The 23,953-nt window shown below is 65.8% G+C and carries 24 protein-coding genes; 9 read left to right on the forward strand and 15 right to left on the reverse strand.

Annotated features, from left to right (window positions below):
* The 4 genes from VGN62_RS01495 to tnpC form a co-directional block, all read left to right on the forward strand.
* The coding region (locus tag VGN62_RS01495; protein ID WP_422663653.1) for a transposase domain-containing protein at window positions 1-125 on the forward strand (125 nt) is incomplete at its 5' end.
* Window positions 126-204: 79 nt separating this feature from the next.
* Window positions 205-624, forward strand: a complete 420-nt coding sequence (tnpA, locus tag VGN62_RS01500; protein ID WP_327450462.1) for an IS66-like element accessory protein TnpA — start codon at window positions 205-207, stop codon at window positions 622-624.
* Window positions 621-968: an IS66 family insertion sequence element accessory protein TnpB gene (gene tnpB / locus VGN62_RS01505; RefSeq protein WP_327450464.1), complete on the forward strand. Its 348-nt coding sequence runs from the start codon at window positions 621-623 to the stop codon at window positions 966-968. The genes tnpA and tnpB overlap by 4 nt, the downstream gene beginning before the upstream one ends.
* Window positions 969-1,021: 53 nt before the next feature.
* Entirely contained in the window at window positions 1,022-2,560 is a 1,539-nt protein-coding gene (gene tnpC / locus VGN62_RS01510) for an IS66 family transposase (protein WP_327450466.1), read from the forward strand.
* Window positions 2,561-2,895: 335 nt separating this feature from the next.
* Here tnpC and VGN62_RS01515 read toward each other — a convergent pair whose 3' ends face one another.
* The 5 genes from VGN62_RS01515 to VGN62_RS01535 all read right to left on the reverse strand — a co-directional run bounded on the left by VGN62_RS01515 (window position 2,896) and on the right by VGN62_RS01535 (window position 9,026).
* Complete coding sequence (locus tag VGN62_RS01515) at window positions 2,896-4,038, reverse strand: ABC transporter permease (RefSeq protein WP_327450468.1); 1,143 nt, start codon at window positions 4,036-4,038, stop codon at window positions 2,896-2,898.
* Window positions 4,035-5,225: an ABC transporter permease gene (locus VGN62_RS01520; protein ID WP_327450470.1), complete on the reverse strand. Its 1,191-nt coding sequence runs from the start codon at window positions 5,223-5,225 to the stop codon at window positions 4,035-4,037. The genes VGN62_RS01515 and VGN62_RS01520 overlap by 4 nt, the downstream gene beginning before the upstream one ends.
* Window positions 5,225-6,274, reverse strand: coding sequence for an HlyD family secretion protein (locus VGN62_RS01525; protein WP_327450472.1), 1,050 nt, complete (start codon window positions 6,272-6,274; stop codon window positions 5,225-5,227). Before VGN62_RS01525 ends, VGN62_RS01520 begins: the two co-directional genes overlap by 1 nt.
* Window positions 6,271-7,632: a TolC family protein gene (locus VGN62_RS01530; protein WP_327450474.1), complete on the reverse strand. Its 1,362-nt coding sequence runs from the start codon at window positions 7,630-7,632 to the stop codon at window positions 6,271-6,273. Before VGN62_RS01530 ends, VGN62_RS01525 begins: the two co-directional genes overlap by 4 nt.
* Before the next feature lie 302 nt (window positions 7,633-7,934).
* Window positions 7,935-9,026 carry a sulfotransferase gene (locus VGN62_RS01535; protein ID WP_327450476.1) on the reverse strand — a complete coding sequence of 364 codons (1,092 nt, stop codon included), beginning with the start codon at window positions 9,024-9,026 and terminating at the stop codon, window positions 7,935-7,937.
* 205 nt (window positions 9,027-9,231) lie between these two features.
* On the opposite strand from VGN62_RS01535, the gene VGN62_RS01540 reads away from it, so the two are divergent.
* Complete coding sequence (locus VGN62_RS01540; protein ID WP_327450478.1) at window positions 9,232-10,140, forward strand: hypothetical protein; 909 nt, start codon at window positions 9,232-9,234, stop codon at window positions 10,138-10,140.
* A 60-nt stretch (window positions 10,141-10,200) separates the two neighbouring features.
* Here the strand turns inward: VGN62_RS01540 and VGN62_RS01545 are convergent, their stop codons facing one another.
* Window positions 10,201-10,464, reverse strand: coding sequence for a hypothetical protein (locus tag VGN62_RS01545; RefSeq protein WP_327450480.1), 264 nt, complete (start codon window positions 10,462-10,464; stop codon window positions 10,201-10,203).
* Between the two features lie 678 nt (window positions 10,465-11,142).
* Between VGN62_RS01545 and VGN62_RS01550 the strand changes: the two genes are divergently transcribed.
* Window positions 11,143-11,457 (forward strand): hypothetical protein, encoded by a 315-nt coding sequence (locus VGN62_RS01550; protein ID WP_327450482.1) that lies wholly within the window; start codon window positions 11,143-11,145, stop codon window positions 11,455-11,457.
* Here the strand turns inward: VGN62_RS01550 and VGN62_RS01555 are convergent.
* Entirely contained in the window at window positions 11,423-13,069 is a 1,647-nt protein-coding gene (locus tag VGN62_RS01555) for an N-acyl-D-amino-acid deacylase family protein (RefSeq protein WP_327450484.1), read from the reverse strand. The genes VGN62_RS01550 and VGN62_RS01555 overlap by 35 nt on opposite strands.
* Before the next feature lie 26 nt (window positions 13,070-13,095).
* Complete coding sequence (locus tag VGN62_RS01560) at window positions 13,096-14,469, reverse strand: serine hydrolase domain-containing protein (protein WP_327450486.1); 1,374 nt, start codon at window positions 14,467-14,469, stop codon at window positions 13,096-13,098.
* A 516-nt stretch (window positions 14,470-14,985) separates the two neighbouring features.
* Here VGN62_RS01560 and VGN62_RS01565 point away from each other — a divergent pair.
* Window positions 14,986-15,801, forward strand: a complete 816-nt coding sequence (locus VGN62_RS01565; protein WP_327450488.1) for a mannose-6-phosphate isomerase — start codon at window positions 14,986-14,988, stop codon at window positions 15,799-15,801.
* Window positions 15,802-15,932: 131 nt separating this feature from the next.
* Here the strand turns inward: VGN62_RS01565 and asd are convergent, their stop codons facing one another.
* Together asd and VGN62_RS01575 are read right to left on the reverse strand one after the other, a co-directional pair.
* A complete protein-coding gene (asd, locus tag VGN62_RS01570; RefSeq protein ID WP_327450490.1) occupies window positions 15,933-16,796 on the reverse strand; it encodes an archaetidylserine decarboxylase in 864 nt (287 codons plus the stop codon).
* Window positions 16,797-16,958: 162 nt separating this feature from the next.
* Window positions 16,959-17,831, reverse strand: coding sequence for a GNAT family N-acetyltransferase (locus tag VGN62_RS01575; protein ID WP_327450492.1), 873 nt, complete (start codon window positions 17,829-17,831; stop codon window positions 16,959-16,961).
* A 42-nt stretch (window positions 17,832-17,873) separates the two neighbouring features.
* Between VGN62_RS01575 and VGN62_RS01580 the strand changes: the two genes are divergently transcribed.
* A complete protein-coding gene (locus VGN62_RS01580) occupies window positions 17,874-18,194 on the forward strand; it encodes a KTSC domain-containing protein (protein ID WP_327450494.1) in 321 nt (106 codons plus the stop codon).
* Window positions 18,195-18,229: 35 nt separating this feature from the next.
* Here VGN62_RS01580 and VGN62_RS01585 read toward each other — a convergent pair whose 3' ends face one another.
* From VGN62_RS01585 to ligD, 4 genes are all read right to left on the reverse strand, one after another.
* Complete coding sequence (locus VGN62_RS01585) at window positions 18,230-19,114, reverse strand: Ku protein (protein WP_327450496.1); 885 nt, start codon at window positions 19,112-19,114, stop codon at window positions 18,230-18,232.
* A 178-nt stretch (window positions 19,115-19,292) separates the two neighbouring features.
* The gene (locus VGN62_RS01590) at window positions 19,293-19,670 is read right to left on the reverse strand and encodes a hypothetical protein (RefSeq protein WP_327450498.1); all 378 of its coding nucleotides are present in this window, start codon (window positions 19,668-19,670) and stop codon (window positions 19,293-19,295) included.
* On the reverse strand, window positions 19,667-20,470 hold the full coding sequence (gene xth, locus VGN62_RS01595) for an exodeoxyribonuclease III (RefSeq protein WP_327450500.1): 804 nt from the start codon (window positions 20,468-20,470) through the stop codon (window positions 19,667-19,669). The genes VGN62_RS01590 and xth overlap by 4 nt, the downstream gene beginning before the upstream one ends.
* Complete coding sequence (gene ligD, locus VGN62_RS01600; RefSeq protein WP_327450502.1) at window positions 20,467-22,350, reverse strand: DNA ligase D; 1,884 nt, start codon at window positions 22,348-22,350, stop codon at window positions 20,467-20,469. The genes xth and ligD overlap by 4 nt, the downstream gene beginning before the upstream one ends.
* A 127-nt stretch (window positions 22,351-22,477) precedes the next feature.
* Between ligD and VGN62_RS01605 the strand changes: the two genes are divergently transcribed.
* The gene (locus VGN62_RS01605; protein ID WP_327450504.1) at window positions 22,478-22,741 is read left to right on the forward strand and encodes a DksA/TraR family C4-type zinc finger protein; all 264 of its coding nucleotides are present in this window, start codon (window positions 22,478-22,480) and stop codon (window positions 22,739-22,741) included.
* A gap of 29 nt (window positions 22,742-22,770) precedes the next feature.
* Here the strand turns inward: VGN62_RS01605 and VGN62_RS01610 are convergent, their stop codons facing one another.
* Complete coding sequence (locus tag VGN62_RS01610) at window positions 22,771-23,802, reverse strand: mannose-1-phosphate guanylyltransferase (protein ID WP_327450506.1); 1,032 nt, start codon at window positions 23,800-23,802, stop codon at window positions 22,771-22,773.
* Window positions 23,803-23,953: the final 151 nt, after the last annotated feature.

Below are 23,953 nucleotides of genomic sequence, written 5' to 3' on the forward strand. Positions count from 1 at the left end.
TCGAAAACTGCAAGATCAGCGGCATTAACCCGCACGACTGGCTGACCCAGACGCTCAGCAAACTGGCAAATGGTCACCCTGCAAACAACGTCGGAAATCTCATGCCCTGGACCGACGTGGGCTGAGAACACCGCTTACTCCTGAAGGCCGCCTTGCGGAAAGCTGCTGCGGGGTGCTGATAGCCGCTCTTTGCGAGGAGCGGTGATGAGCGAGGATATCGGAGCGGCGGGAGCGAGTGCTCTTGTGACCGGTCATATGAGTAATCGTATGAGCAGTCGGATCGCGGTCGTTGGCGGTCGTCGCCGTTGGTCGGTGGATCAGAAGCTGGCGATCCTGCGCGAAGCGTTCGGCCCCGACGGCTCGGTTTCGGCGACGTGCCAGCGGCACGCGGTCGGCAGCGGGATGCTCTATACGTGGCGCCGGCAGGCATTGGCGGGCGACCTGACGGGAGCGAAGCGCGCGTCGGTGCCGTCGTTCGCCGAGGTCGAGGTGTCGGTGCCGACCACGGCGCTGGCAGGCAGCGGCCACATTGGGATCGAGCTGCCGTCGGGCGTGCGTCTCACCGTCGACGCGGCGGTCGATACCGACGCGCTGGCCCGGGTGATGTCCGTCCTTGCCCGATGATCCCGTTACCGCCGACGACACGCATCTATCTGGCCTGCGGAGCCACCGATATGCGCAAGGGGTTCGACGGCCTCGCGGTGCTGGTGCAGCAGGTGCTGGAGAAGAGTCCGCACTCGGGCGCGCTGTTCGCGTTCCGCGGCAAGCGGGGCGATCTGGTCAAGCTGCTCTGGTACGACGGCCAGGGTCTGTGCCTCTTCTCGAAGCGCATGGATCGGGGCCGGTTCATCTGGCCGATCACCAAGGCGGGCAAGGTATGCCTCACCGCGGCGCAGCTTTCGATGCTACTCGAAGGCATCGACTGGCGGCGTCCCGAACGCACCGCGGCGCCCTTGCTCGCAGGGTAAAAAGTGGCGGATTATCGTCGGTTTTACTGGCCTCGCGATCCCCGTTTTGCTAGGTGTTCCGGGTGTCGGAACCAGCCTCATCCAGCATCGACAAGGACGCCCGGATCGCCGAGCTCGAAGCCGCTCTCGCGGCCCGCGATACGCTGATCGATACCCTCCGCCACCAGCTCGCTCAGCTTCGCCGCATGACCTTCGGCCAGTCCTCGGAGAAGCTCGCGCTGCAGATCGAGCAACTCGAGCTCGCCCTCGAGGAGCTCGAAGGCGAAGCCGAGGTCGCGGATAGCCGAACGACTGACACGGCGCGCGCCGAACGGGTGCCCGTGCGCGCATTGCCCGATCACCTGCCGCGCGCCGAACGGCGGATCGAGCCCGAGGCCGGCAGTTGCACCTGTCCCGCTTGCGGCGGCGCGCTGCGCCCGCTCGGGCAGGATAGCGACGAGCAGCTCGATGTTGCGCCGGTTCAGTGGCGCGTCATCCGAACCGTCCGGCCCAAGTATAGCTGCCGCGCCTGCGACAGGATCGTCCAGGCGCCGGCGCCGGTGAAGGCAATAGCACGCGGCAAGGCCAGTTTTGCCACGCTCGCCCATGTCGTCGTCCACAAGTTCGATCACCATCTGCCGCTTTACCGCCAGGCAGAGATGATGGCGGCGCAGGGTATCGACATCGATCGCTCGACCCTCGCCGGCTGGGCGGGCCAGGCCGCGCACCTGCTCGACCCCATCGTCAGCCGGATCCGCGAGGAAGGGCTGAAGGCCGCCAAGCTCCACACCGACGACACGCCGGTGCCGATGCTCGTGCCGGGCAAGGGCCGCACCGCGCAGGCGCGGCTCTGGGCCTATGTCGTCGATGACCGCGCATCGGGCGCCGCCACCCCGGCGCTCGCCTGGTATCGGTTCACTCCCGATCGCAGCGGCATCCATCCACAGAGCGAGCTGGGGCCGTTCACCGGCCTCCTCCAAGCCGACGGCTATGCCGGATATGAGAAGCTGTACGAGGGAGGTCGCATCCAGGAGGTCGCCTGCTGGGCGCACTTCCGCCGCAAGATCTTCGAGTGCCACCAGACGAGTCCGACGCCACTCACCACCGACCTGCTCGATCGTATCGCCGGGCTTTACCGGATCGAAGAGGAGGTGCGCGGCCAGCCGCCCGATGTCCGGCGCCGACATCGACAAGAGCAGGCCAGGCCGCAGATCGACGCGCTTCGCGGCGCGATCGACGACGCCCTGCGCCGCCTGTCGCCCAAGTCGGCGATGGCAAAGGCGCTCGCCTATGGCCGCAAGCGCTGGGATGCGCTGACCCGCTACACGGGCGAGGGCATGGCGGAGATCGACAACAATATCGCCGAGCGCGCCATCCGATCGATCGCGATCGGGCGCAAGAACTGGCTGTTCGCCGGATCGAAGGCCGGCGGCGAACGCGCCGCCGCCATCTACTCCGTCATCGAGACCGCCAAGCTCAACGGCGTCGAGCCGCAGGCCTATATCGCCGATGTCATCGAGAAGATCGCCTCAGGCTGGCCCGCCTCCCGCTGGGGCGACCTTATGCCGTGGAACTGGCAGCCAGAGCAGCAGCAGATCGCTCAGGCCGCCTAGCTGCGGCCTTCAGGACACGCTTACTATCATTCTCACACGCAGCGACGATATCCCGCGCTTCCTCCAGATGGCTCTCGAAATACTGCAGACTCCGCGGCTCGCTTCGACCGCACGCCGCCAAGGTGGCGGCAACCGCCAAAGTCATTATCGGACGCAAATCGCCACTCCCGCTGAACTTCCGTGGCCTAGCTTAGCGTCGCAGCTGATAAGTGCGAGGCCGTCGACCAGAGATGCATCCAAACTGAGAGCATCTCTCAGGCGGCTTTGCGCCCGAGATGCGTCATTCCAAAGGCGAAACGGGCGCTTTCGAGAGCGGACGTTCGTCTGAGATGCTCTTATCCCTGTAGGCTACCTGAATCTGCCTTTTTCTCCCCGCCGACGGGGCGGACGCGATAGCGGAGGACCGCGACGGTGCCATAGAGAAGGGTCAACGCCGCGAGGTTGGCCAGCTCGGCCGTCTGCTCCGACAGGCTGGCGCCCATCTGGTTGATGCCGACCATCAGGTGGATGCCGGGCGTCGTCGGCAGCAGCCGGGCGAGCAGCGCGAGCCAATCCGGCATCGCCTCGGCCGGCCAGGACAGGCCGGCGAGGAAATAGATCGGGACCGAGGTGATGATCCAAAGTTGGATCGGGCGTTCGCGCACCTTGAAGAAGCTGGCCAGCGCCAGCGCGCCCGCAACCGTCGCCGCGATGAAAAGGCCGCTCGCGACCGCGAGCGCACCGAGGGTGCCCGCGGCGCGCGGCATGTCCTGGAACCAGAAGACGAAGCCGGTGTAATAGACGACATTCGCGTAGCCGATGACGAAGAAGGCCAGCGCGATCCCCAGCAGCCCGCGCGGGCTGAAGGCCAGCGGCCCCTGCTGTTCGCGCATCGTTGCCGCCAGCATCGCCAGCCCCATGAGCAGCGTCTGGTGGATGATGACGAATGTGACGGCGGGAAAGATGGCGCTGCCATAGCCTTCGCGCGTGTTGAACAGCGGGCGCTGGACCATGCCCAGCGCCGGCGGGGCGGGCGCACCAAGCATCATTGCCTGATCGGTCGCCGCTGCGCGGCCCAGGTCGGCCAGCGCGGTGCCGACCCCGGCCAGCGCCGTGCTGCCGCGCAGCAGATAGGCGCCATTGCCGTAGAGCGCGACCTTTCCCTGTTCGCCGCGCCGGATATGCCGCTCGAACCCTTCGGGGATGACGACGACGGCGCTCGCGCGTCGGTCCTCGATCCAGCGCAGCGCGTCGGCAAGCGATGCTGGACGCGCGACGACTTCGGCCTGCTGCAGCGCGATCAGTCTGGCGGTCAGCGAGCGGCTCATGCCGCTATGGTCCATGTCCACTACGGCGATCGGGATGCGGGTCGGCACCTCGCCCGAATAGGCGCTGGGGTAGAAGAAGGAATAGAGGATCGCTGAGCCGATCAGCAGCATGATCGCCGTGCTGTCGGTCAGGATCGCGCGGAAGGTGGCGAGGAAGGCGCGTCCGGTCATCGGCGCCCCCAGACGGCGGGGTTTCCCGCCGCGGCGATGTAGCGCGGCAGCCCGGCGGCCGCGCCGACGCCGAGGAAGAGCAGCAGGACGAAGATATGCGGCAGCGAGACCGCCGCGGGTGACCCCATCATCCATTGTTCGGCGAGCAGCTTGGCGAAGGCGGTATAGGGAAGGATTGCGCTCCACAGCCGCGCGAAGCCCGACGCCGATTCGATCGGGAAGATCGCGCCCGCGAAGGCGAAGGAGGCGCCGGCATAGAGGCCCGCGATCGACAGCGCCTTGCCCATCGACAGCGTCAGGCCGATCGCGAGCAGCGTCACGCCGACATAGGCGAGATACATGGCGGCATAGCCCGCGAGCATCATCATCGGACTGCCGAGGACCGGCCAGCCGCGAAGCCCGGCGAGATAGAAGGTGACCAGAACCCCCCATCCCATGAAGACGATGATATAGATGGCGACCTTGCCCGCGACGGCCGCGGCCGCGGCCGGCCACGGCTTGCCGCCCAACCAGGCGCCGATGGTCCCGTCGCGCAGCTCGCGGCCGAGCGCGCTCGCCACCGCGACCATGAAGATGAGGTGGAGCAGCGCCGGATGCAGCAGCGCGACAAGTTGCAGTTCATAGCTGCCCTGCGGATTGAACAGGATGGTGGTCCGCGCGGCGACCGGCGGCGGACGGACCTTCCCCGGCTTGATCGCGGCCTGCTGGTCGACGGCGAGCCGCGCCGCATGACCCTGCACGACATCGCCGATGTCGCGCAGCGCCGCGCCCGACGGCGTCGAATAGCTGGCGTTGTAGAAGATGGTGAGGCCGGCGGTTTCGCCCCGCAGCACGGCGCGCTGCGTTCCGCGCGGGACCAGCACGACGGCATAGGCGATGCGCGAGCGCACCAGCCGCTCGGCCTCGGGCATGTCGGGCGGACGGGCCGCGACGCGGAGTCCGGGCGACGCGTCCAACCGCCGCACCAGCTCGCGGGCGATGGCGCCGCCGTCCTCGTCCACCACCGCGATCGGCAGGTCGCGCATCACGCCGGGTGCGAGTTGGACCGCCACCACCGCCATCAGCATCAGGGGAATCCAGCTGATGAGGGCGAAATCCCAGAAGCTCGACCGGAGGAAGCGGATTTCCCGCCGGAAACCTTCGCGAAAGGCCGCCGCCGGTCCCGACGCTTCGCGCGCGTCCGGCACTATTGCGGCCAGTCGAATAGCACGGTCATGCCCGGCCGCAGGCCGCGCACCGGGGCGACCGGCCGGACGCGAACCTCGAAGCTCTTGATGTCGAACCCGCTCGACTGACGCGTCGCGCGCCATGTCGCGAAATCGCCTGCCGGGGCAAGATAGGCGACGCGGAACCGGACGCGCCGGTCGTCCAGCGCCGGGATGCGGCCGGTCACTTCGGTGCCGCGCGCGAGCCCGCGCAGCTGATCCTCGCGCACGTTGAGCGTGACCCAGGGACGCGCGGTGTCGGTCAGCACGAAGACGGGAAAGCCCTGCGGCACCAGTTCGCCGGGCTGGGCGAGGCGGCGGCCGATCTCGCCCGCCATCGGCGCCGTGATGCGGGTTTCCTCGGCGGCGGCCTCGACTTCCGCGACGGCCCCGCGCGCTTGTTGGGTCTGGCCCCCGGCGGCGGCCTGATCCTCGCGGCGGGCGCCCGCCAGCGCCTGGTCGTACTGCGCCTTCGCCGCCTTCGCGGCCTCGCTCGACGCGATTGCATTGGTGCGGGCCTCGTCGCGCCTCTGCCCCGCGAGCACGCCTTCGTCGAAAAGGCGCTGGGTGCGCTGATATGTGGTGCGTGCAAGATCGGCGGAGGCTTCGGCCCGGCGCCATTGCGCTTCCGCCGCCCCGATATCCTCGGGCCGCGTGCCGCTGCGCGCCTTGCTCTCCATCGCCTCGGCGGCGGCGAGCGCGCCGTCAGCCTGCTGCGAGCGTGCCGCGACCTCGGGACTGTCGATGGTGTAGAGCAGCTGGCCCGCACGCACTGCCTGGCCTTCCTCGACATGGAAAGCAGCGATCCGGCCGGCGACCTTGCTGGCGATCCGCACCTCGTGCGCGTCGACCATGCCCTGAATCTCGCCGGGCGTCGGGCGATAGGCGAGCCACAGGCCAAAAGCGAGCAGCAGCGCGATCCCGGCTGCTGCGCCGATCGCGCGCCTGCGCTTGGTGTTCGGCCGACCGGGGGCCGGCTCGTCCTCCGGCAGCGTCTCCGCCTTCTTCTCGCTCACGGGCGTCTCGCTCACGGGACCTCCTTGTCGGCGCGGGCGATATAGTCGGGCAGGCGCGCACCCTGTCCGCTGACGTCCAGCAACTGCGCGAGCGCCAGCACATAGTCATGCGCCGCCTGCGCATGCTGGATGCGGGCGCGGCCGAGGCCGAGCTCGGCGTCGATCACGTCGAGCGACGTCGCCTGCTGTTCACGGTAGGACAGGCTTTGCAGGCGCAGATTCTCGGCCGCCGATTCCAGCGAACTGTCGAGCAGCAGGAAGCGCCGCCGCGCGGCCTCCGCCTCGTTCCAAGCCTTTGCAACGCCGATCTCGATCTGCGTGCGCGCTTCCTGCAATCCGGCATGCGCCTGCAGCACGGTCTGGCGCGCCGCCTCGACCGACTGGTTGCGCCCCATGCCGGAAGCGATCTTGTAGCGAAGGCCGATCCCGACGGTCCAGTCGGGGTCGGTCAGCAGCGCGTCGCGCCGGTCGAAATTATACTGGCCGAAACCATATATCGTCGGGCGCTGCTTCGATTTCTCGATCGCGATTCCTGCCTCGGCCTGCGCCTCCATCGCGCGCAGCCGGTCGAGTTCGGGATGCGCGTCGAGCGCCGCCGTCCGATAGGTCTCCATGGGCTCCAGGCGCTGCGACAGGACGAAGAGGGGCGTCGTGGGCCGCACGCCCTGCGGCGCGCGCAGCAGGCCGGCGAGAGCGACGTTCGCGGTCTCGAGGTCGGCGACAGCCTTTTCGAACTCGCGGGCGGCGTCGTCGCGCGCCACCTCGGCCTGAAGGCGCTGGGCGCGGCTGATGAACTGCTCGCGCTCCAGCTTGACCGCGTCGGCGACATGCCGGTCGAGCCCGGCCAGTACGTCGCGCCGCACGCCGAGCGCCCGTTCGGCGAGCTGCTGGCCGTAATAGGCCTGCGCGAGTTGTAGGAGCGCCCGGTCGACCGACCCCCTGCGTTCCGCCCGCGCCTGATCGAGCTGGGCGCGGGCGCCCGCCTTGACGCCCGCGATCTGGCCACCCGAATAGAAAGGCGCGGTAGCGGTTGCAATCGGGCGGACGGCGGTTTCCCGCCGCCGGAACCGCATCGGGTCCTCGATCCCGAACGGCTGCGCGAGCGGCGCCAGCGATCCCAGAGGCAGATAGAGCGTCTTCTGATAGTCGAGAAGCTGCGCCTCGAAATCCAACTCGGGACGGCCCAATGTGCTCGTCGCGCCGGCCTGCGCCTCCTTGCCGCGAACATTGGCTTCGGATGCAGCGATCGCGTCCGATCGCTCGAACAGGCGTTGCTGGGCGGCGCGATAGTCGAGAGGGATCGAACCGTCCTGCGCGACGAGAGGTACCGGCGCGATGAGCGCCGCAAACGCTAATGTCAGTCGGATTCGCATGACTTCCTCCCGGTGCCATTGCGTATGGCGGGATGGCGGAAATCTCAATGGTGATCCTTGATCCTCAGCGGTCTAATGCCCCGCCGATACATTACTTCATCGCTCGAATCATAGCCGGAGGAGGAGCCGCCGCCTACCTTCAGCCTGATGGCCGGCACCAATTCGCCTATCCTGCGACGGCTTTCCCGCTTTCGCGGCTCGAACCTGCCAGTCCGCAATCGGCCATTCTTGCTTTGGACGTGAATTAGGCTTGCTGACGGGCGCGTGCGTCACGATGCCGCTTACTGCGCGGCCAGACGAGCTTATCGCGCGGGATCCCCTGTGTCGTAGCGGTGGGGCTTGCGGGACGTGCTGGCACGAACATAAAGACGCATACGACACTCGGTCGCCTGGTCGAACGGCATTTCGAGCATCGCATAGACGCGGCGCATCGAGCCGCGCCAATCGCGCTCGACATCGGCATAGCGGACCTCGATCGCCGGGCCGGCCGTTTCAGACAACGCCTTCGCCGTCCGTGCCTTGCGTAAGGCGATCTTGCGCGACCATTCGCGGCCGATGGCTCCTCGATCGACATCGTCAGATTGCAACTTCATCTGATTCGTCACGAGCGACACGGAAGAGGCGGCAACCGCGCGCTCGTCGCGTGTGACATGGATGACCCGCGCGTCTGGAAAAACCGCGAGCAGCGGGGCGAGATCCTCGGCAAATTGTGGCACTTTCAGAATCCATGGCCGATCGCTTGCACATCCGCGCAGCCACGCGATGCTTTGCAGTATATGGCGGAAATCGAAATAGAGCGAAGCCTTGTCCATTGCCTCGCAGTGGCTGACGAACCGCGGCAGGCGCCATTGTGCCTCATAGGCGGCGGGCAGCATCAACATGTTGTAGAATCCGATTTCCTCGTCCGCCGCGTTTGCGCTCGTAGGATGGATCGTCTGAAATTCGGGATTGAGGACTTTCGCCGCGACCAGTGCGACCCGGGCGCGCCAAGTTCGATCGTCGAAGAACCTGTTCGCGGCGATACGCGGGAACGGTGCCCAGCTCTCGTAGAAGCGCGTGAAACGGAAGCGCTCGTCGCATGCGAGAAGCCACTGCATGCGCGTCGTTCCCGAGCGCATCTGCCCGACGATGATGATCGGACGCTCGATCCGTACGGCGTCGATCTCGGGATGCTGGGCCCACAAACGGTGCATGCCGACCATGTTGGCGGTGGCCGAAACAAGCTGCCCGTAAGCGAGCGTTCGCCCGAGCGGTGTCAGGCCGGCGCCGGTGTCGAGATCACGGAGAAGCAATTCAAGGCGCGCGCGCCATTCGGAGGAAAGCCGGTCAGATGGGCCACCGGCCATGCGGCACGCGCTCTTCAGAATCTCAGTCTGATCGAGGGCCGGTTGCATCTTTGGATACGCTCTCCACAGCCGCGCCAATCCCGCGTTGGCGAGCCTGATGCGCCTGGAGCCGGTTTCGAAGCTTCTGATGGGTCCGTGGGTGACAGGATATGTCGAAGCCATTAGTCCGCAACGCATTCTTGGCGCAGAAGTTCAGCAGGCGAAACCGGCCTTTTTGAGACCATGCGCGTGGGACGGACCGAGAGGGGCAAGCATGCTGGGAATTGTCGATGCGTCGTCGCTGATCAAGGAGGGACCTTCTACCCTCAAACGCGACATATTGTTCTTCGAGCGAATCGCGGTTCGCGGGGGCTCGCGCATGATCGAGACTTGGCGCACCGGGCGCCAATTCCGGTCTGACGAGGATCGGGCCTTCGCAGACGAGCTCGAATCGCTGTTCGAGACGCCATTCTTCCTTTCGATCGACGAAAATATCAGTGCCATTCGCTCGCGCCTATCGGACGCGTTCCTCGCCGAATATGACGCGGTGACCCGCAGGGCGGCGGAGGCGGTCGAAATTCTGCTGTCCGGGTCCGATGACACCCCCGATACGCTGCGCATGTCCGAACTATCGCGCCACTGGCGCGGGCTTCGCCTCCGTGCGCACGCTGCGGCGATCAACGCCACCGGCGGCCTCGCGGCGGCGAACTGCGAGATCCCGATTCTCGACCTTGCGCCGGCGGACGGCGTTCATTTCGGCGAGATCATCCATATCGCGATCGATAAGGTTACGCTTCCGGGAGCGACTTGCGGCTGGGAGGCGGTCCTGGATCTCAAGGGCGACAAGGATCTGCAGGACCGCGCGCGGAAGCTCAGGCTCTGGTCTTCCGAACTTGCGAAGCCCGGCATGACAGCGGCGCTCGCCGCCGAGCATGTGAGCGATACGCTCGCCGACTATGAGCGCTATATGAGCGCGCATAATCTCAAATTTGTCAGCGGCGCGGTGAAGGCGGCGGTTGCCGGGACGGCGGAGATTGTCGAGGAAATCTCCCGCATGCGCGTCGGCAAGCTTTTCCAGCGCATTCTTGGAATGCGCGCGTCGCATGGCGAGCTGCTTATGGCCGAGCAGACAGCGCCGGGGCGGCAGCTCTCGCTCGTGACCGCCCTGAACGCCAAGCTGTAGCGCCGACGTGCGAAATCCACCTCATCCCTCGTGGCCTGCGACGCGACTTCGGTAGTGATATTAGCGCCGTCTCCGATCGCGATCGCGCTGCTCGCCAAGGCGCCGCTCGAGGTCGAGCGCTTCCTGAAGTTCGGCGGTAAGAATGCCAAGGTCGCGCGCGGCAAGCTCGGCGCGCCGGAAATTGTCGCTGGCTGCCTGGCGAAGGCGCCAGACGGTGTCGATATCACCGCCGCGTTTCTCGAGCTCGTCGGCGGCGCGGGCCTTCGCCTCTGCCGCATCGAGGAAAAGATCGAAGACGGCGGTCTGCTGGTCCTTTGTGATCATGGCGGGCCTAGGTCTGTCATAGCGCAAGGGCGCGTAGCTGTCCTCGCAGTCCCTGGCATGTCAACAGACGGGCGGCGCGGCTGTGCACAACGCGGGTCAGAGCGTGTCGATCGATGCAATCCGCGCTGCTTCACCTTCGTCTTGGAGGGCGCCTGGCGAACCGGCCCCTTTGTCCCCTGCGATCCAGAACGAAATAGGCCTCTATATCTCGGGTGCGTTGAGCCAGCTCGGACTTTTGATCCAGCGGCGCTCGGACAACCCGGAACGGCGACGCAAAGCCGCCGATCGTCGCGCCCATTCGCTCCGTCATTCCAACCCCGTGCGTTGGCATTGGCTGTCGCCGCCGAACGCCAAGGCGAGAGACGGCGAAGCGAGGACATGGCTCGATCGAAACAGCATCAACCTTCTCGTCCACAGGGCATTTATTGATCCATTGCGATCCACCTGATGGGTCGGGCACTTCTCGGACCGTGTATCTCGGACCGTGTAGACGGCTCGCGCGGAATGCCAACGTCCGCTTCAACGATTTCACGAAAGAAACCGACCGTCTCCAGCCGGCCAGAAACAGGCGGCCTCGCTCGTCTAACCGCCATTGAGCCCCGAATCAGGATTGCATTCTATCGGTGTAACAGACTTCCGAGCATCGCTGCCAGTTCCACCTCACGACCGACGCCAAGTTTGGCGAAGACCGATTTGAGCTGCGCGCGCACCGTTCCGAGACTTGCGTCGCGGCCGACGGCGATGCTGTCGCGACTCTCCGGCGGCGAGGCGCAAAGCGACATCGGCTCCGGCGGCGGGGAGGCTGTAGAGTTGCTGCAGGATGAGCCGACCGTCCTTGAGCAAGGCTTCCGCTGCACCGGACATCGCGGAATGCGCACAGGAGGCCACCTCTCCGGTCACCATGCGGCCGTAGTTCCTCAGACGCGGCTGGCAACCGCCGAAGCGGCCGCCGCCACGATCAAGAGCAGCTTCCAGCAGGCGGCACGTGCTTGAGCCCGCGACCCGCGGCAGCGCCCGTTGGAGTGCCCCGCTCGACGGCCACGACGCCGTTGACCAGCAGAGCCTGGACGCCGAGCGTCAGCATCTCGGGGTTCACATAGTCGGCCTTGGGCCGGTAGCTCTTCGGGTCGAACACGACGACATCAGCGAAATAGCCGTTGCGCAGGTGGCCGCGGCGGTCGAGCTTGAACGTGTCGGCGGTCTGGCCGCTGCTGCTGTTGATGAACTCGGCGATCGAGATCGCCTTCTCGTCCAGAACGTATTTCGCGTACTTCCTCGGGAAGGTGGCGTACATTCTCGGGTGACCGTGGGACCCATCGGAGCTCGTCATGACCCAAGCCTGCTTCATCAGCAACTTGATGTCCTTCTCGGCCATGTTGAACGACACGACGGAGGTGCCGCGCTCGGATTCGCGGATGATGCGCAGCGCCGCGTCGATCGGCTCGAAATTCCATTCTCGAGCGACCTCGTCGAGGCGCTTGGCCGTCCAGGGCTGATTGGGGGCGGTCAGCAGCAACGAATTCGCCCCGCCGCGGCGGCGCAGATTGTCGCGCATCTCGGCCTTGATCATTTCGAGGGCGGCGGGATCGTCGAGGCGCTTGAGCATCGGCGCGCGGCCGCCGTCGACGGCCCAACGCGGCAGCAGCGAGGCTTCGAGGCCGGAGCCGGAGGCTTCCCACGGATATTGATCGGCAGTGACCTGGAGCCCTTCGGCTCGTGCATTCTCGATCGTGGCGATCAGTTCGGGCCCCTTGCCGTGCACGTCGACGCCGAGTGCCTTAAAGTGCGCGAAGTGAACCGGCATGCCCGCGGCACGGCCGATTTCGATGCCTTCCTTGGTCGAGTCCACCACGCCGATCGTGTATGAGGATTCATCGCGCTGGTGGCTGTCGTAGATCCCGCCGCGAATGGCAGCTTCCCGCGCGATCGCGATGACTTCGTTCGTCTTAGAGAAACTCTGCGGCGCATAGAAGAGGCCGGTGGAGAAGCCCAGCGCGCCTTGGCACATGCCGTCGGCGACGACGCGCTTCATCCTGTCCAGTTCTGGCCCTGTAGGAGCGCGGTCCGCGTCGCCGATTACGGCGCGACGGACCGCACCGAAGCCGACATAAGCGGCGACGTTGACGCCGAACTTGTTCCGGTCGATGCCGTCGAACAATCCGGCGATGTCGACCTTGCCCCCGGGCTGGCCGTGGCCATCGACGCCGGTGAAGATTGTCGTCACGCCCTGCATCATCCACGGCAGGTTGAGGCGGGTGGTTGCTTCGGTGCCGGTCAGGAAGGTGTCGGCATGGGTGTGCGGATCGATGAAGCCCGGCGCGACGACCAGGCCGCGCGCGTCGATCACCTTCGCACCCTTGTACGGGTTCTTTGCGGCGGCACCGACATAGACGATTTTATCGCCCGAGATTGCGAGGTCGCCGATTATGGGCGTCTGGGACGAACCATCGTAAATGGTGCCGCCCTGGATCACCAAGTCGGCGTTTCGCACAGCCTGGGCCTGCGCCGGCTGCGCTGCGGCGAGGGACACCATTGCCGCGGCCAAGCCGAGGGCGCTCGCCATCGTCGCGCCGCGGTCGCGGAAGGTGGTGGAGGAAAGAGTCATAGTGGGTTCTCCCCGATGTCTTTTGATCAGTCGGCGCGGCGGAAACGGAGCGCGTGGACTCGGGAGGATTTGATCGTGAAGCCCTGACCGTCCTCGTCGAAGATCAACCGCGTGCCGAGCCCGCCGAACGAGCCGTCTGGATTGCGCTTCAGGGTGAGCGGCTCACCTGGCGCGCGGGCGTAGGGCGACGTGACCACGGCCTTCAGCTCATCGCCGACGATGCTGACGTCGTAGGTTGCCTGGAGCTCATCCGAGAGATAGCGGTCATCAAGGGCCGGCTTTGCAGCAGCGGACGCATCCGCGGCCGTCAGGATGTCGCCCTCGATCACTTCGATGATCTCGTCGGCCTTATCCTGAGACACCCAGTCACCGCGGTTGCAGAACACGGCTACGCCGAGCTTCCGCTCGGGGAGGCGGGCGTACATGTTCTTGAACGCTTCGGCGCCGCCGCCGTGCTGGACGAAATACTGGCCGTTGCGGCTGCCGATCATCAGGCCGCCGCCATAGACGAGCCCCGTCCGCTCCTCGAGGGCGGGCTCACCGTTGGTGAAGGTGCCGGGCGTCGTCATGATCTTCGCGACCGCTGGCGTCCAGACCTTGTGGCCGACCTCAATGTCGCGGTCGAAACGGGCGAGATCGTTGATGGTGACCATGAGCCCGCCGGAGCCGCTGAAGGTCGGATAGGTATCGCGAATCTCGAACCCCTCGCCCACCGGGACGTAGCCGTGGGCGATGTTAGTTCCGCCGGGCTTTGCGTCGTTCATGAAGAAGCTGCGCTTCATTCCGAGCGGCCGAAGGATGGCCTTCTTGGCGTAGTCTGCGAACGGCATGCCGGAGACGCGCTCGACGATTTCGGCGAGGAGCAAATAGCCGCCGTTCGAGTAGGTGTAGGCGATTCCGGGCGTGAAGTTGGTGCTCTTCTGCGCGAACAACAGCTTGAGCGCGGTGGCCTTGTCGGTATCGGCTGCGCTGTCGATTCCGGCGAGGCGGATCAGCTCGAGCGAATCGCGGATGCCTGCGGTGTGCAGCATGAGCATCCGAACGGTGACCGGAACTTCATATTCAGGGAGTTCCGGGAGGTACTTGCGGACATCGTCGTCGAGCGACAGCTTTTTCTGCTCGATCAGCTTGGCCGCGGCGAGCGCGGTAAACTGCTTCGAGACCGAGGCCGCATAAAAGAGAGTGTCGCCATCGAGCGGTTTGCCCTTCTCTATGTCGCCGGAGCCGGCCGCAGTGACGAAGAGAGTCTTCCCTCCGCGAAAAGCGCCGGCCGCGCATCCGGGCGCAGCGAGGCCCTTCGGGTCGGATATGATTTCCCTTACCTTGGCGACGTCGATCGCCTGGGCGGGAGTCGCAACGAGCGTTGCGAGGAGAAGGGAAATGATCTTGACCTTGGGCATCACTGCACTCCGAACGATTTTTTATAAGGTGGGTCTGTGGCGCCGTGCGGCGCCACAGAGGCGGGCATGCTCGCGCCGCAGATAATCGATATGTTTGCTGGACATCTTCTTCTCCATGCCAAGTTGAGGATGTTGCAGCCCGAACGGCTGCGGCGCGGATGTAGGAAAGGTCTGGTCAAGATTTCAAGGGGTTGAAGCGTCGCCTGTGCGAGAAAACTCTGCCGAAAGCAGCGAAGAGTTTTGCGCTGCGCCCCCGGGCGTAGGGTAGGACTTTCAGCCTTGGAGACACAGATTGTGCAGGCAGGGGGCGCTACGGCCAAATCGTCACAACATGGGTTAGTCGCTGCAACCCGGACAGGGCGACCATTGTTTCGATATCATGCCGACTCGCGAGGAACAGTTTCACCCGCTTTTTCAGGGGTTCGCCGACGCCATTTGCGCTGTCGGCATTCGCGGCCGCTCTTGGGAAGACGCGCTCCGCCACAGTGAACCGGCATATGCTCCAGGATGGAAATGATGCACGAGACCATGAAAGCGCAGAAGCTTGATACGATCTGGGTTGAGAAGCCGTGGGGCGTCGATCGGCTCCCTCCGCCCTTCGACGCACGGACCGATGGCCGCGTCGGCGAAATCTGGTTTCGTCCGCCGGAATCCAATCCGCTGCTCGTGAAATATATCTTCACCAGCGAGCGCCTGTCGATCCAGGTCCATCCCGACGACCGGCAAGCGCAGGCACGCGGACTTCCCGCAGGCAAGGAGGAATGCTGGTATATTCTGGGCGCCGAACCCGGCGCCGTCCTCGGGATCGGAACGCGTCATTCGCTCAGCGAGCGCGAACTCGCCGATGCCGCTCGCTCGGGTGCTATAGAGGCGCTTATGGAGTGGCATCCGGTGCGCGCGAACATGTTCTTTCATATTCCGCCCGGAACCGTCCACGCGATCGGTGCGGGGGTCACGCTCGTCGAAATCCAGCAGAACGTCGATGTCACCTATCGTCTCTACGACTACGGCCGCCCGCGCGAGCTGCACCTCGTCGATGGCGCGGCGGTAGCGACTGCCGCACCTATACCCAGCCATCTTTGCCGCGAGGTCGACGATGCGGTGAGCGCGATGTTGCTCGACAGCCGTCATCTTGCCGTTGCCCATCTGAGGGGCGATGACCTGTCACTACTCGCCGGTGCGAAGGACGGGGCAATGATCACTCCGTTAGGCGCTACGATCGCCGCAGACGGGGTGACCGCGCGGGCGGGCGAATGCCTTTGGGTCGAGGACGTCGGAACCATCGAGGCCGAACCCGGCGCCCGGATTCTGGCTGGCTGGCACAAGCCCTGACTCTCGGCGAGAAGTCGGCGCGACCGTTGCCGGCCAATATGATTGTGCCAGCTGGCACTCTCCAGTCTTGCCGACCGAGACGCTCTGCGAGGCACGCCGGCTGCCGCCTGGTCCATCAGAGGTGGTGATCGTTATTCGGCCGCCTTTTTCTGCATGGCTGTTCCCATCGCCTCTCCAAGGCGCACCGGCCGTTCGGGAAACCACTCGGGGTTGAACGCGATCGTCTGCTTCTCGAACAGCATGACAATTGTCGAGCCCAGAAGAAAGCGTCCCATTTCCTCGCCCATTCGCAGCACGACTTGATCGGGAGCGTAGGACCACTCGGAGATGGCTCCGGATCGCTTTGCGTTCACCACGCCATGCCACACCGTCGCTATGCTGCCGACGATCGTGGCGCCCACGAGGATCATCGCGCAATGGCCGTGGGTTGCCGATTTGAACAGGCATATGACGCGTTCGTTGCGCGCGAAGAGACCGGGCACCCCGCGGGCCGTTGTCGGGTTGACGGAGAAGAGCGCGCCCGGAACGTAGATCATGCGGAAGAGCTCGCCGTCGCAGGGCATGTGCAGCCGGTGATAATCCCTGGGCGAAAGATAGAGATTGGCGAAGCTGCCGTCGCGAAATGTCGCGGCGAGTGTTTCGTCGCCGCCCAATATTGCGGCAGTGGTGAAGTGGTGACCCTTGGCTTGGACGATGTGATGATCGTCGATCGCGCCGAACCGGCTGATGGCACCGTCGACCGGACAGATGAAATCGGCCTCGGCGAGCGGGCGGGCACCGGCTTTCAGCGGGCGCGTGAAGAAGTCGTTGAAGCTGGCATAGCTGCGAATATCGGAATTCTCGGCCTCGCTCAAGTCGACGCCATATCGGGCGACGAACCATCGGATCAGGCTCGGGGTCCACCGACCCGACGACGCGGCGACACGGCCGGCGAATTCGGTCAGGCGCCGCTTCGGCATCGCATGCTGGGCAAGGATTTTCAGGCGCTCGAACATATTACATCCATTGGTCGATCATGTGCAGACCCTGCGGGCCGCATAGGGAAAGGTCGTCGGCGCCCGCTGCTCCGTTCCGGCGGTGATGCCTTATCGGCATGGGGCGGGGCAAGTGAAGAGCGCCGCCTCGCGTCCGTCATGGCTGCTTTGATGCTGGCGCGCTCAGCTTCGCCGGGCCTTTGACGGCGCTGCCGCCGGACGCACAAACCGGTAGCTCTTCTGCTCGAATTTCAGCGTACGAAGGAAATTGTGGGCGTTGTTGATCATGATGTCGCTCATGATCTCGATCGTTCCGCATCCGGCCTTGGCGAGGGCCGTCTCGGCGGCGGTCAGGAGCGTTGTCCCGATGCCGCGGCGGCGATGATCGCCGTCGACGAGCAGCAGCGTGACGCGGCCGACTAGGCCGTGCTGCAACGTCGGAACGGCGGCCCAGGCGCAGCATCCGACCAGCCCGCCGGCTTCGGCGACGAGAAGGCCGGCGTTCGCCTTGCCGATCGCATCGAGGTTCGCGTCGAGCGAGATGCGCCTTGGCGGATCCGCAAGCTCGGCGAGGAGTCGGCCGAGAGCCTTCCTGTCCTTGGCCGTCGCAGGCCGCAAGCCGAGTTCGGGTTCGGGCAAGGCGTCGGGCTTGACGATCCGGAGCACCGGCCTGGCCTTCGGGGGCGGCGGCGGATCCTGTCGCCTTCGCGCCGGCGGCGGCGACGTGCGCGCTTTTCCGCGTCGGCGGATGGGCGAATGCTCCTCGATGGGTTCGGCGGGTTTGGCTGCCTTCTTTGCGGGCTTCGCTGCGGGCTCGCGTTCGGCCGAGAGCTTCCAGCTGTCGGCCGCACCGCCGCGAAGATACTCTGCGATTTCTGCAGCGCTCGCCGTGAGCCCTTGCTTGCCGATCCCGAGGAGCGGCTTGCCCGCCGCATCGGTGAGGCCGAACTTTCCATAGTCGCCGACGCCCGGCGTGCGCTTTCTCGACCGCACGAGTTTCATCCCGCGATGTTCGGCAATGGCGCGAAGCTCGTCGGCTGTCGGCTCGGTCGCCATCGATCAGCGCCGGAAAGGGATGGCGGGGCCGGGCTGTGGGGAGTGGCCCGTTTCTCCCCGCCGCGCGCCCTCGCCAGCGCCTCGCCGGGAACCGGCGCGGCTGCGGCGCGCTCTGCCTTCATGCGCGCGCGCCGTTTCACCCGATCGAGCATGATCGAACATGTCGCCTATGACGAGGCGGCGTCGGTCCTCTGCATCACCTTCCGGGACAGCGGCAAATATCTCTATCATGACGTCCCGCGCGCGATCTACGACGGGCTCTGCGCCGCAGAATCGCCCGGCGCCTTCTTCAACGCGCATATCAAGGAAAATTTCAGGTGTGAGCGCGACCCGTCGCGCAGGCGGTTCGGGCCCGGCGCCTGACACTCCGGCGACCCTCGTCACTGCGAAGGCGCCGCTCATGCGCGCTTGCGCGCGGCGGACTTGGCGGGCGCTTTTTTCGCCGGGGCCCTTTTTGCGGGCGCCTTCCTCGCGCTGGCGGCCTTCGCCTTGCCGCCGCCGTCGCCGATCGACTTCTTGAGCGCTGCCATCAGGTCGACGACATTCGATCCGCTCGGCGCCTTCTCGTCCTTCCCGTCGTCGAGATTGAGCGTCTTGCCCTTCTTCTTGCGCTCGATGAGCTCCCTCAGCGCCTCGACATAGCGATCATGAAAATCGCTCGCGTCGAACTTGCCCGTCTTCTTGTCGATGAGCGTCGTCGCGAGATCGAGCAGGTCTTCGTCGGGATCGCTGTCGGCGATGTCGCGGAAATAGCTCGCCGCCTTGTTGACCTCGTCGGCATAGCGCAGCGTCTCCATGACGAGGCCGCGGCCGCATGCCTTGATGCTCACGACATATTCGCGGCCGCGCATCGCGAGCTGGCCGAGACCGACCTTGCCCGTGCGGCGGAGCGCTTCGCGCAGTACGATGAACGCTTCCTCGGCAAGATCATCGGCAGGCACGACATAATAGGGCTTCTCGAAATATATCTCGTCGATATCCTCTGACTCGACGAACTGCGTGAGTTCGAGCGTCTTCTTGCTCTCGAGCTTGACCCCCTCGATCTCCTCGTCGTCGAGCAGGACATATTGGTCCTTCGCATATTGGAAGCCCTTGACGATCTCGTCGACATCGACCGGGCCGACGCCGGGCACGACCTTCTCATATTTGATGCGCTTGCCCGTCGGCTCGTGGATCTGGTTGAACGCGATCGTCGCCCCGCTCTTCGTCGCCGAATAGATCTCGACCGGGATCGACACGAGCGCCAGGCGGATCTGGCCTTTCCAATAAGGGCGCGCAGCCATCGTCACTCACTCCTTTGCCAATTATCCTTCAATGCGCGCAGTCGCCGAGCGTTCCGCGATAGCGATGGGGACAGGACCGGCGGCGACGGGATCGAGGCGGCGGCCTCCGCAATGGCCGATCAGCTTCGACGACGCGCGCGCCTACGGCGTCAGCCCGCGACACCTCTGCCGGTCCCCGTCAGACGGCCCAGCGCGCCGGCGCGAGCGCGATGGCGATGGGAGGATGCGCCCGCTGCCATTTCGTCGCCGCGAGCACGTCGTTGCTCTCCTTCGCCTCGCGGCCTGCCGCAAGCGACCAGGTGATGTGATAATGGCTGCCGTCGCCGCGATCGGTGGTTCCGCCGATGCGGACGATGAGCGCCTGGACGCCTGCGCCGTCATCGACTTCGCCGACGATCTCGCCCGACCGTGCGGCGGGTAGGGGAGTGTCCTCGGCGGTCCCGAAGCGGAGCGTCACATGGTCGGCAATCAGCTCGGCATAGCGCGGCTCGAACCGTTCGAGCAGCCGGTCGCGCTCGCCGGGCGGTAGCTTCCAGCCGGCGACGGTCCGCGTCATGACGCCTTGCGCTTTCGCTTTGCGGCACTTTCGGCGAGCTCGATCCACGCGGGGGCATGGTCGCTCGTCTTGTCGAGCGCTCGCGGGCGCGTGTCGACCCCGGCGGCCGCGAGCCGCTTCGCCGCGGGCTTGTTGAGCAGCAAATGGTCGATGCGGATGCCGGCATTGCGTTCGAACGATTGCCGCCAATAGGCCCAAAAGCTGTAAATGCGCTCGTCGGGATGCAGGTGACGGATCGCGTCGATCCAGCCTTGGTCGAGGATGCGCCGATAGGCGGCCTTCGCTTCGGGCGCGAAGAGCGCGTCCTTCTTCCAATTCTCGGGCTTGTAGACGTCGAGATCGGTGGGGATGACGTTGAAGTCGCCGCAGACGACGACGGGCGCATCGAGGTCGAAGAGCGTCGCCAGATGCGCGTCGAGGCGCGCTATCCACTGCATCTTGTAATCGAACTTCGGACCGGGCCAGGGATTGCCGTTGGGAAGATAGAGGCCGGCGACGAGGATGCCGCCGACAGCGGCTTCGATATAGCGGCTTTGTTCGTCGCCGGGATCGCCCGGGAGCCCGCGGCGCGTCTCGTGGATCTCGCCGACGCGGCTCAGCATCGCGACGCCGTTCCAGCGGCTCTGGCCGTGCCAGATCACGTCATAGCCCGCGTCGCGGATCGCCTTTTCGGGGAATTTCTCCTGAGGGGCTTTCAATTCCTGCAGACAGACGATGTCGGGCTCGGCCTGCGCGAGCCAGCCGAGCAAAATGTCGAGGCGGCCGCCGATGCCGTTCACATTATAGGTGGCGATCTTCACAGGTCGGGCAATATCTGGTCGGCGCGGCCCCAGTCTTGCAGCGCCTTGAGGCCGGCGCGCTTCAGCAGCTCCTTCGCGTCGGTGATGCGGAAATGCGACGGCTTGTCGATCGTCTCCATCTCTTTCCAGCTGATGGGGGCGGCGACCGGCGCGCCTTCGCGGGCCCGCGCCGAATAGGGCATGACCGCCGTCGCGCCGCGCTGGTTGCGCAAATAGTCGACGAAGATCCGGCCCTTGCGCTGCGCCTTGGGGAGGGCAGCGGTGAAGCGGTCGGGATCCATTTGCGCGACGGCGCGGGCGAGCCGGCTCGCGAAGTCCTTGACCTCGCCCCATTCGGCGCGCGGCACGAGCGGGGCGATCACATGGACGCCCTTGCCGCCCGTGAGCATCGGGAAGGTCTTAAGGCCCATCTGCTCGAGGATGTCACGGAACTGGAAGGCGGCGCTGCGGACCGACTCGAAATCGAGGCCGACGTCGGGATCGAGATCGAACACGAGCCGGTCGGCTTTCTCGACATCCTCGATGCGCGCGCCCCATCCATGGAACTCGATCGTCCCCATCTGGACGCAGGTCATCAGGCCCTCGGCCGTATCCATGTAGAGATAGGGCTGGTCGTCGCCATCCTTCTCTTCGATCGCGACCTGCTTGACCGCATCGCCGAAGCTTCCGGCATCATGTTTCTGGAAAAAGCATTTCTTGGCGCGGCCCTGCGGACAGCGGACGAGGCTGATCGGACGCGAACCCGCCCAGGGCAGCATGATCGGGGCGACCGCGGCATAATAGGCTGCGAGCTCGCCCTTGGTGAGCCCGGCTTCGGGATAGATGACCCGGTCGGGATTGCTGATCGGAACGGGCGAGGCGTGCGCCACCTCGGCGACCGGCGCTTCGTTTTCGATGACGACCGCCTCCGCCTTTTTGTCTTCGCGCAGCCCGAGATAGCTCGGGTGGCGGAGCGTGCCCTCGTTCGTCATCTCGGTAAAAGCGATTTCGGCAACGAGCTTCGGCTCGATCCAGTGCGCGCCGCGGGTCTCGGCGCGGGGCGCCTTCACCGTCGCCTCCTTCCGTGCGAGCGGTTTCATCATCGCCTGGAGGCGGAAGAGCTCCGCGGTATCGAAGCCTGTCCCGACCTTCCCGGCGTAGCGCAGCACGCCCTTCTCATGGACGCCGAGCATGAGTGAGCGGAACGCACGCGATTTGTCGGAAGGCGTCCAGCCGACGATGACGAACTCCTGCCGCTTGATGCACTTGGCCTTGAGCCAGCTTCCGGCGCGCGAGCCGATGTAGCGCGCGTCGGCCCTCTTCGAGATGACGCCTTCGAGACCCGCGGCGCAGAAGCTCTCGAGCATTTTCTCGCCGCTGCCCTCGAGATGGTCCGAGTAGCGGATATGCTTCGAAGCCTTGGCGAGGATTTTGGCGAGACGCGCCTTGCGGTCGAGGAGGGGGAGGGCCGTCAAATCCTCGCCGTCCAGCTCGAGCAGATCGAACGCGAAATAGTCGATGCTTTCAGGGGCGGACTTGAGGGCATTTTGCAGCGACTGGAAGCTCGAGCGGCCTTCGGCATCGAGCACGACCGCTTCACCGTCGATCAGCGCGGCGTGAACCTTCAGCTTTGCGGCCTCGGCGAGCAGCGGCGCGAAGCGGTCCGACCAGTCGAGACCCGAGCGTGTATAGGCGCGCGCTTCGCCGCCGCCGACTGCGATCAGCAACCGGTAGCCGTCATATTTCATCTCATGCACCCAGCCGCTGCCGGCGGGAATGCTGTCGACGAGCGTCGCCAGCTGGACGGCCCGGAAGGGTGGGGGAGACGCATCCCGCCGATCGCTGCGCGGCGACGAGGGGGCGCGGTTCGCTGGGCTGTCGCTGGCGGTCCTTCTGGCCATGGACTCAAGACCATCCGGCTGCGCATTCGTTCCCCGCCCCATGGGCAACTTGACCAGGCGCCCGCGCGTTCCCACTTTGTCCGGACGGCGTATTGCCGGCGTCCCGGGCGGGACAAGGAGCTTGAAAATGGCCAATGGCTGGGCGCGTGACGGCGCCGTTCAGGAGCAGATCGACGACACGGTGAGCGACGCCGTGAAGGAAGCGCGCCTGCGGCTTCTGTCCGGCACGGGCGCGGACTATTGCGACGACTGCGGCGAGCGCATTCCGGCCGCGCGGCGCAAGGCCCTCCCCGCAAGCCGCACCTGCGTCGGATGCCAGACGCTTCGCGACGCCGAGCGCCGCCCCGCGGGGTTCAATCGCCGAGGAAGCAAGGATAGTCAGCTGCGCTGACCGGCGTGAGTTCGAACGGTAGAACGACGTCAGCTGCGCGCCCGGGCGGCGGCCCGAACCTCCTGCGATCGGTCGAGCGCGATGACGAGAATATCGTCGCCGTCGACGATGACGGCGACATTGTCCATGCCGACGAGCGAGACGCGCTTGCCCGGAGCGCGCACGAGGCAATTATGGCTGTCGTGCGCAAAGAGATCGTCGCCGCAAGCATTGCCCGCGGCGTCGGCGCCGGCGAGTGCGTGCACCGCCTGCCAGCTCCCGAGGTCGGACCAGCCCATCGAAACGGGGACGACCGCGACGCGGGCGTCCTTCTCCATCACAGCATAGTCGATCGATTCCGAGGGCGCCTGTTCGAACGGCGCCCGCGCCGCATGGAGGGCATCGCCATTGTGCAGCGCATTGGCGACCGCGGCTTCCGCCGCGCGATAGATGGCGGGACAATGGCTGAGCATCGCCACGCGCATGCGGCCCGCCCGGAAAAGGAAAATGCCGGCGTTCCAGCTGTAGCCACCCTCGCGAAGCATCGCTTCGGCGTCGGCGAGCGGCGGCTTCTCGACAAAGCGGGCGACGGCGAATCCGTCATCTCCGAGCGGCGGCCCGCTCGCAATATAGCCGAAACCCGTGTCGGGCCGGTCGGGCGCGATACCGAAGGTGACGAGCCAGTCGTCGCGCGCGAGGTCGGCCGCTTTCGCGATCGCGCTCCGAAATGCGGCAACATCGTTGATGACATGGTCGCTCGGCATCACGAGCAGCAGCGCGTCATCCGCCGACGATGCGACCGCGAGCGCGATCGCGGCAGCGGTGTTGCGGGCCGCGGGCTCGACGATCAGCCGAAGGTCGCGCCCCTCCGACTGCTCGCGCACCATCGCGACATGCTCGGCTCCGCACACGATGAGCGGCGCCGAAAAGCCGGGACCGCTTGCCCGATCGAGCGTCCGGGCGAACAGGCTCTCTTTTCCGATGATGTCGAGAAACTGCTTTGCTCGCGCGCCGCGCGAGGCGGGCCAGAGACGCGTTCCCGCGCCGCCGCAAAGAATGACGGGCTGGATTGTCGCAGTCATGGGTTCAACCTTCTCGCGGCGCGCTGGCGGCATCCGGAGCCGTTGATCGCCTTATTGATTTGGGGAGCGTCGGGTTTATGCGACGCACAGATCGCAGCGCCGGCTGCGAGCAGCCGAAATTCGGCGGTCGTGAGGCACTGGCTCCGGAACG

The organism is Sphingopyxis sp. (assembly GCF_035998905.1).
Taxonomy (GTDB): domain Bacteria; phylum Pseudomonadota; class Alphaproteobacteria; order Sphingomonadales; family Sphingomonadaceae; genus Sphingopyxis.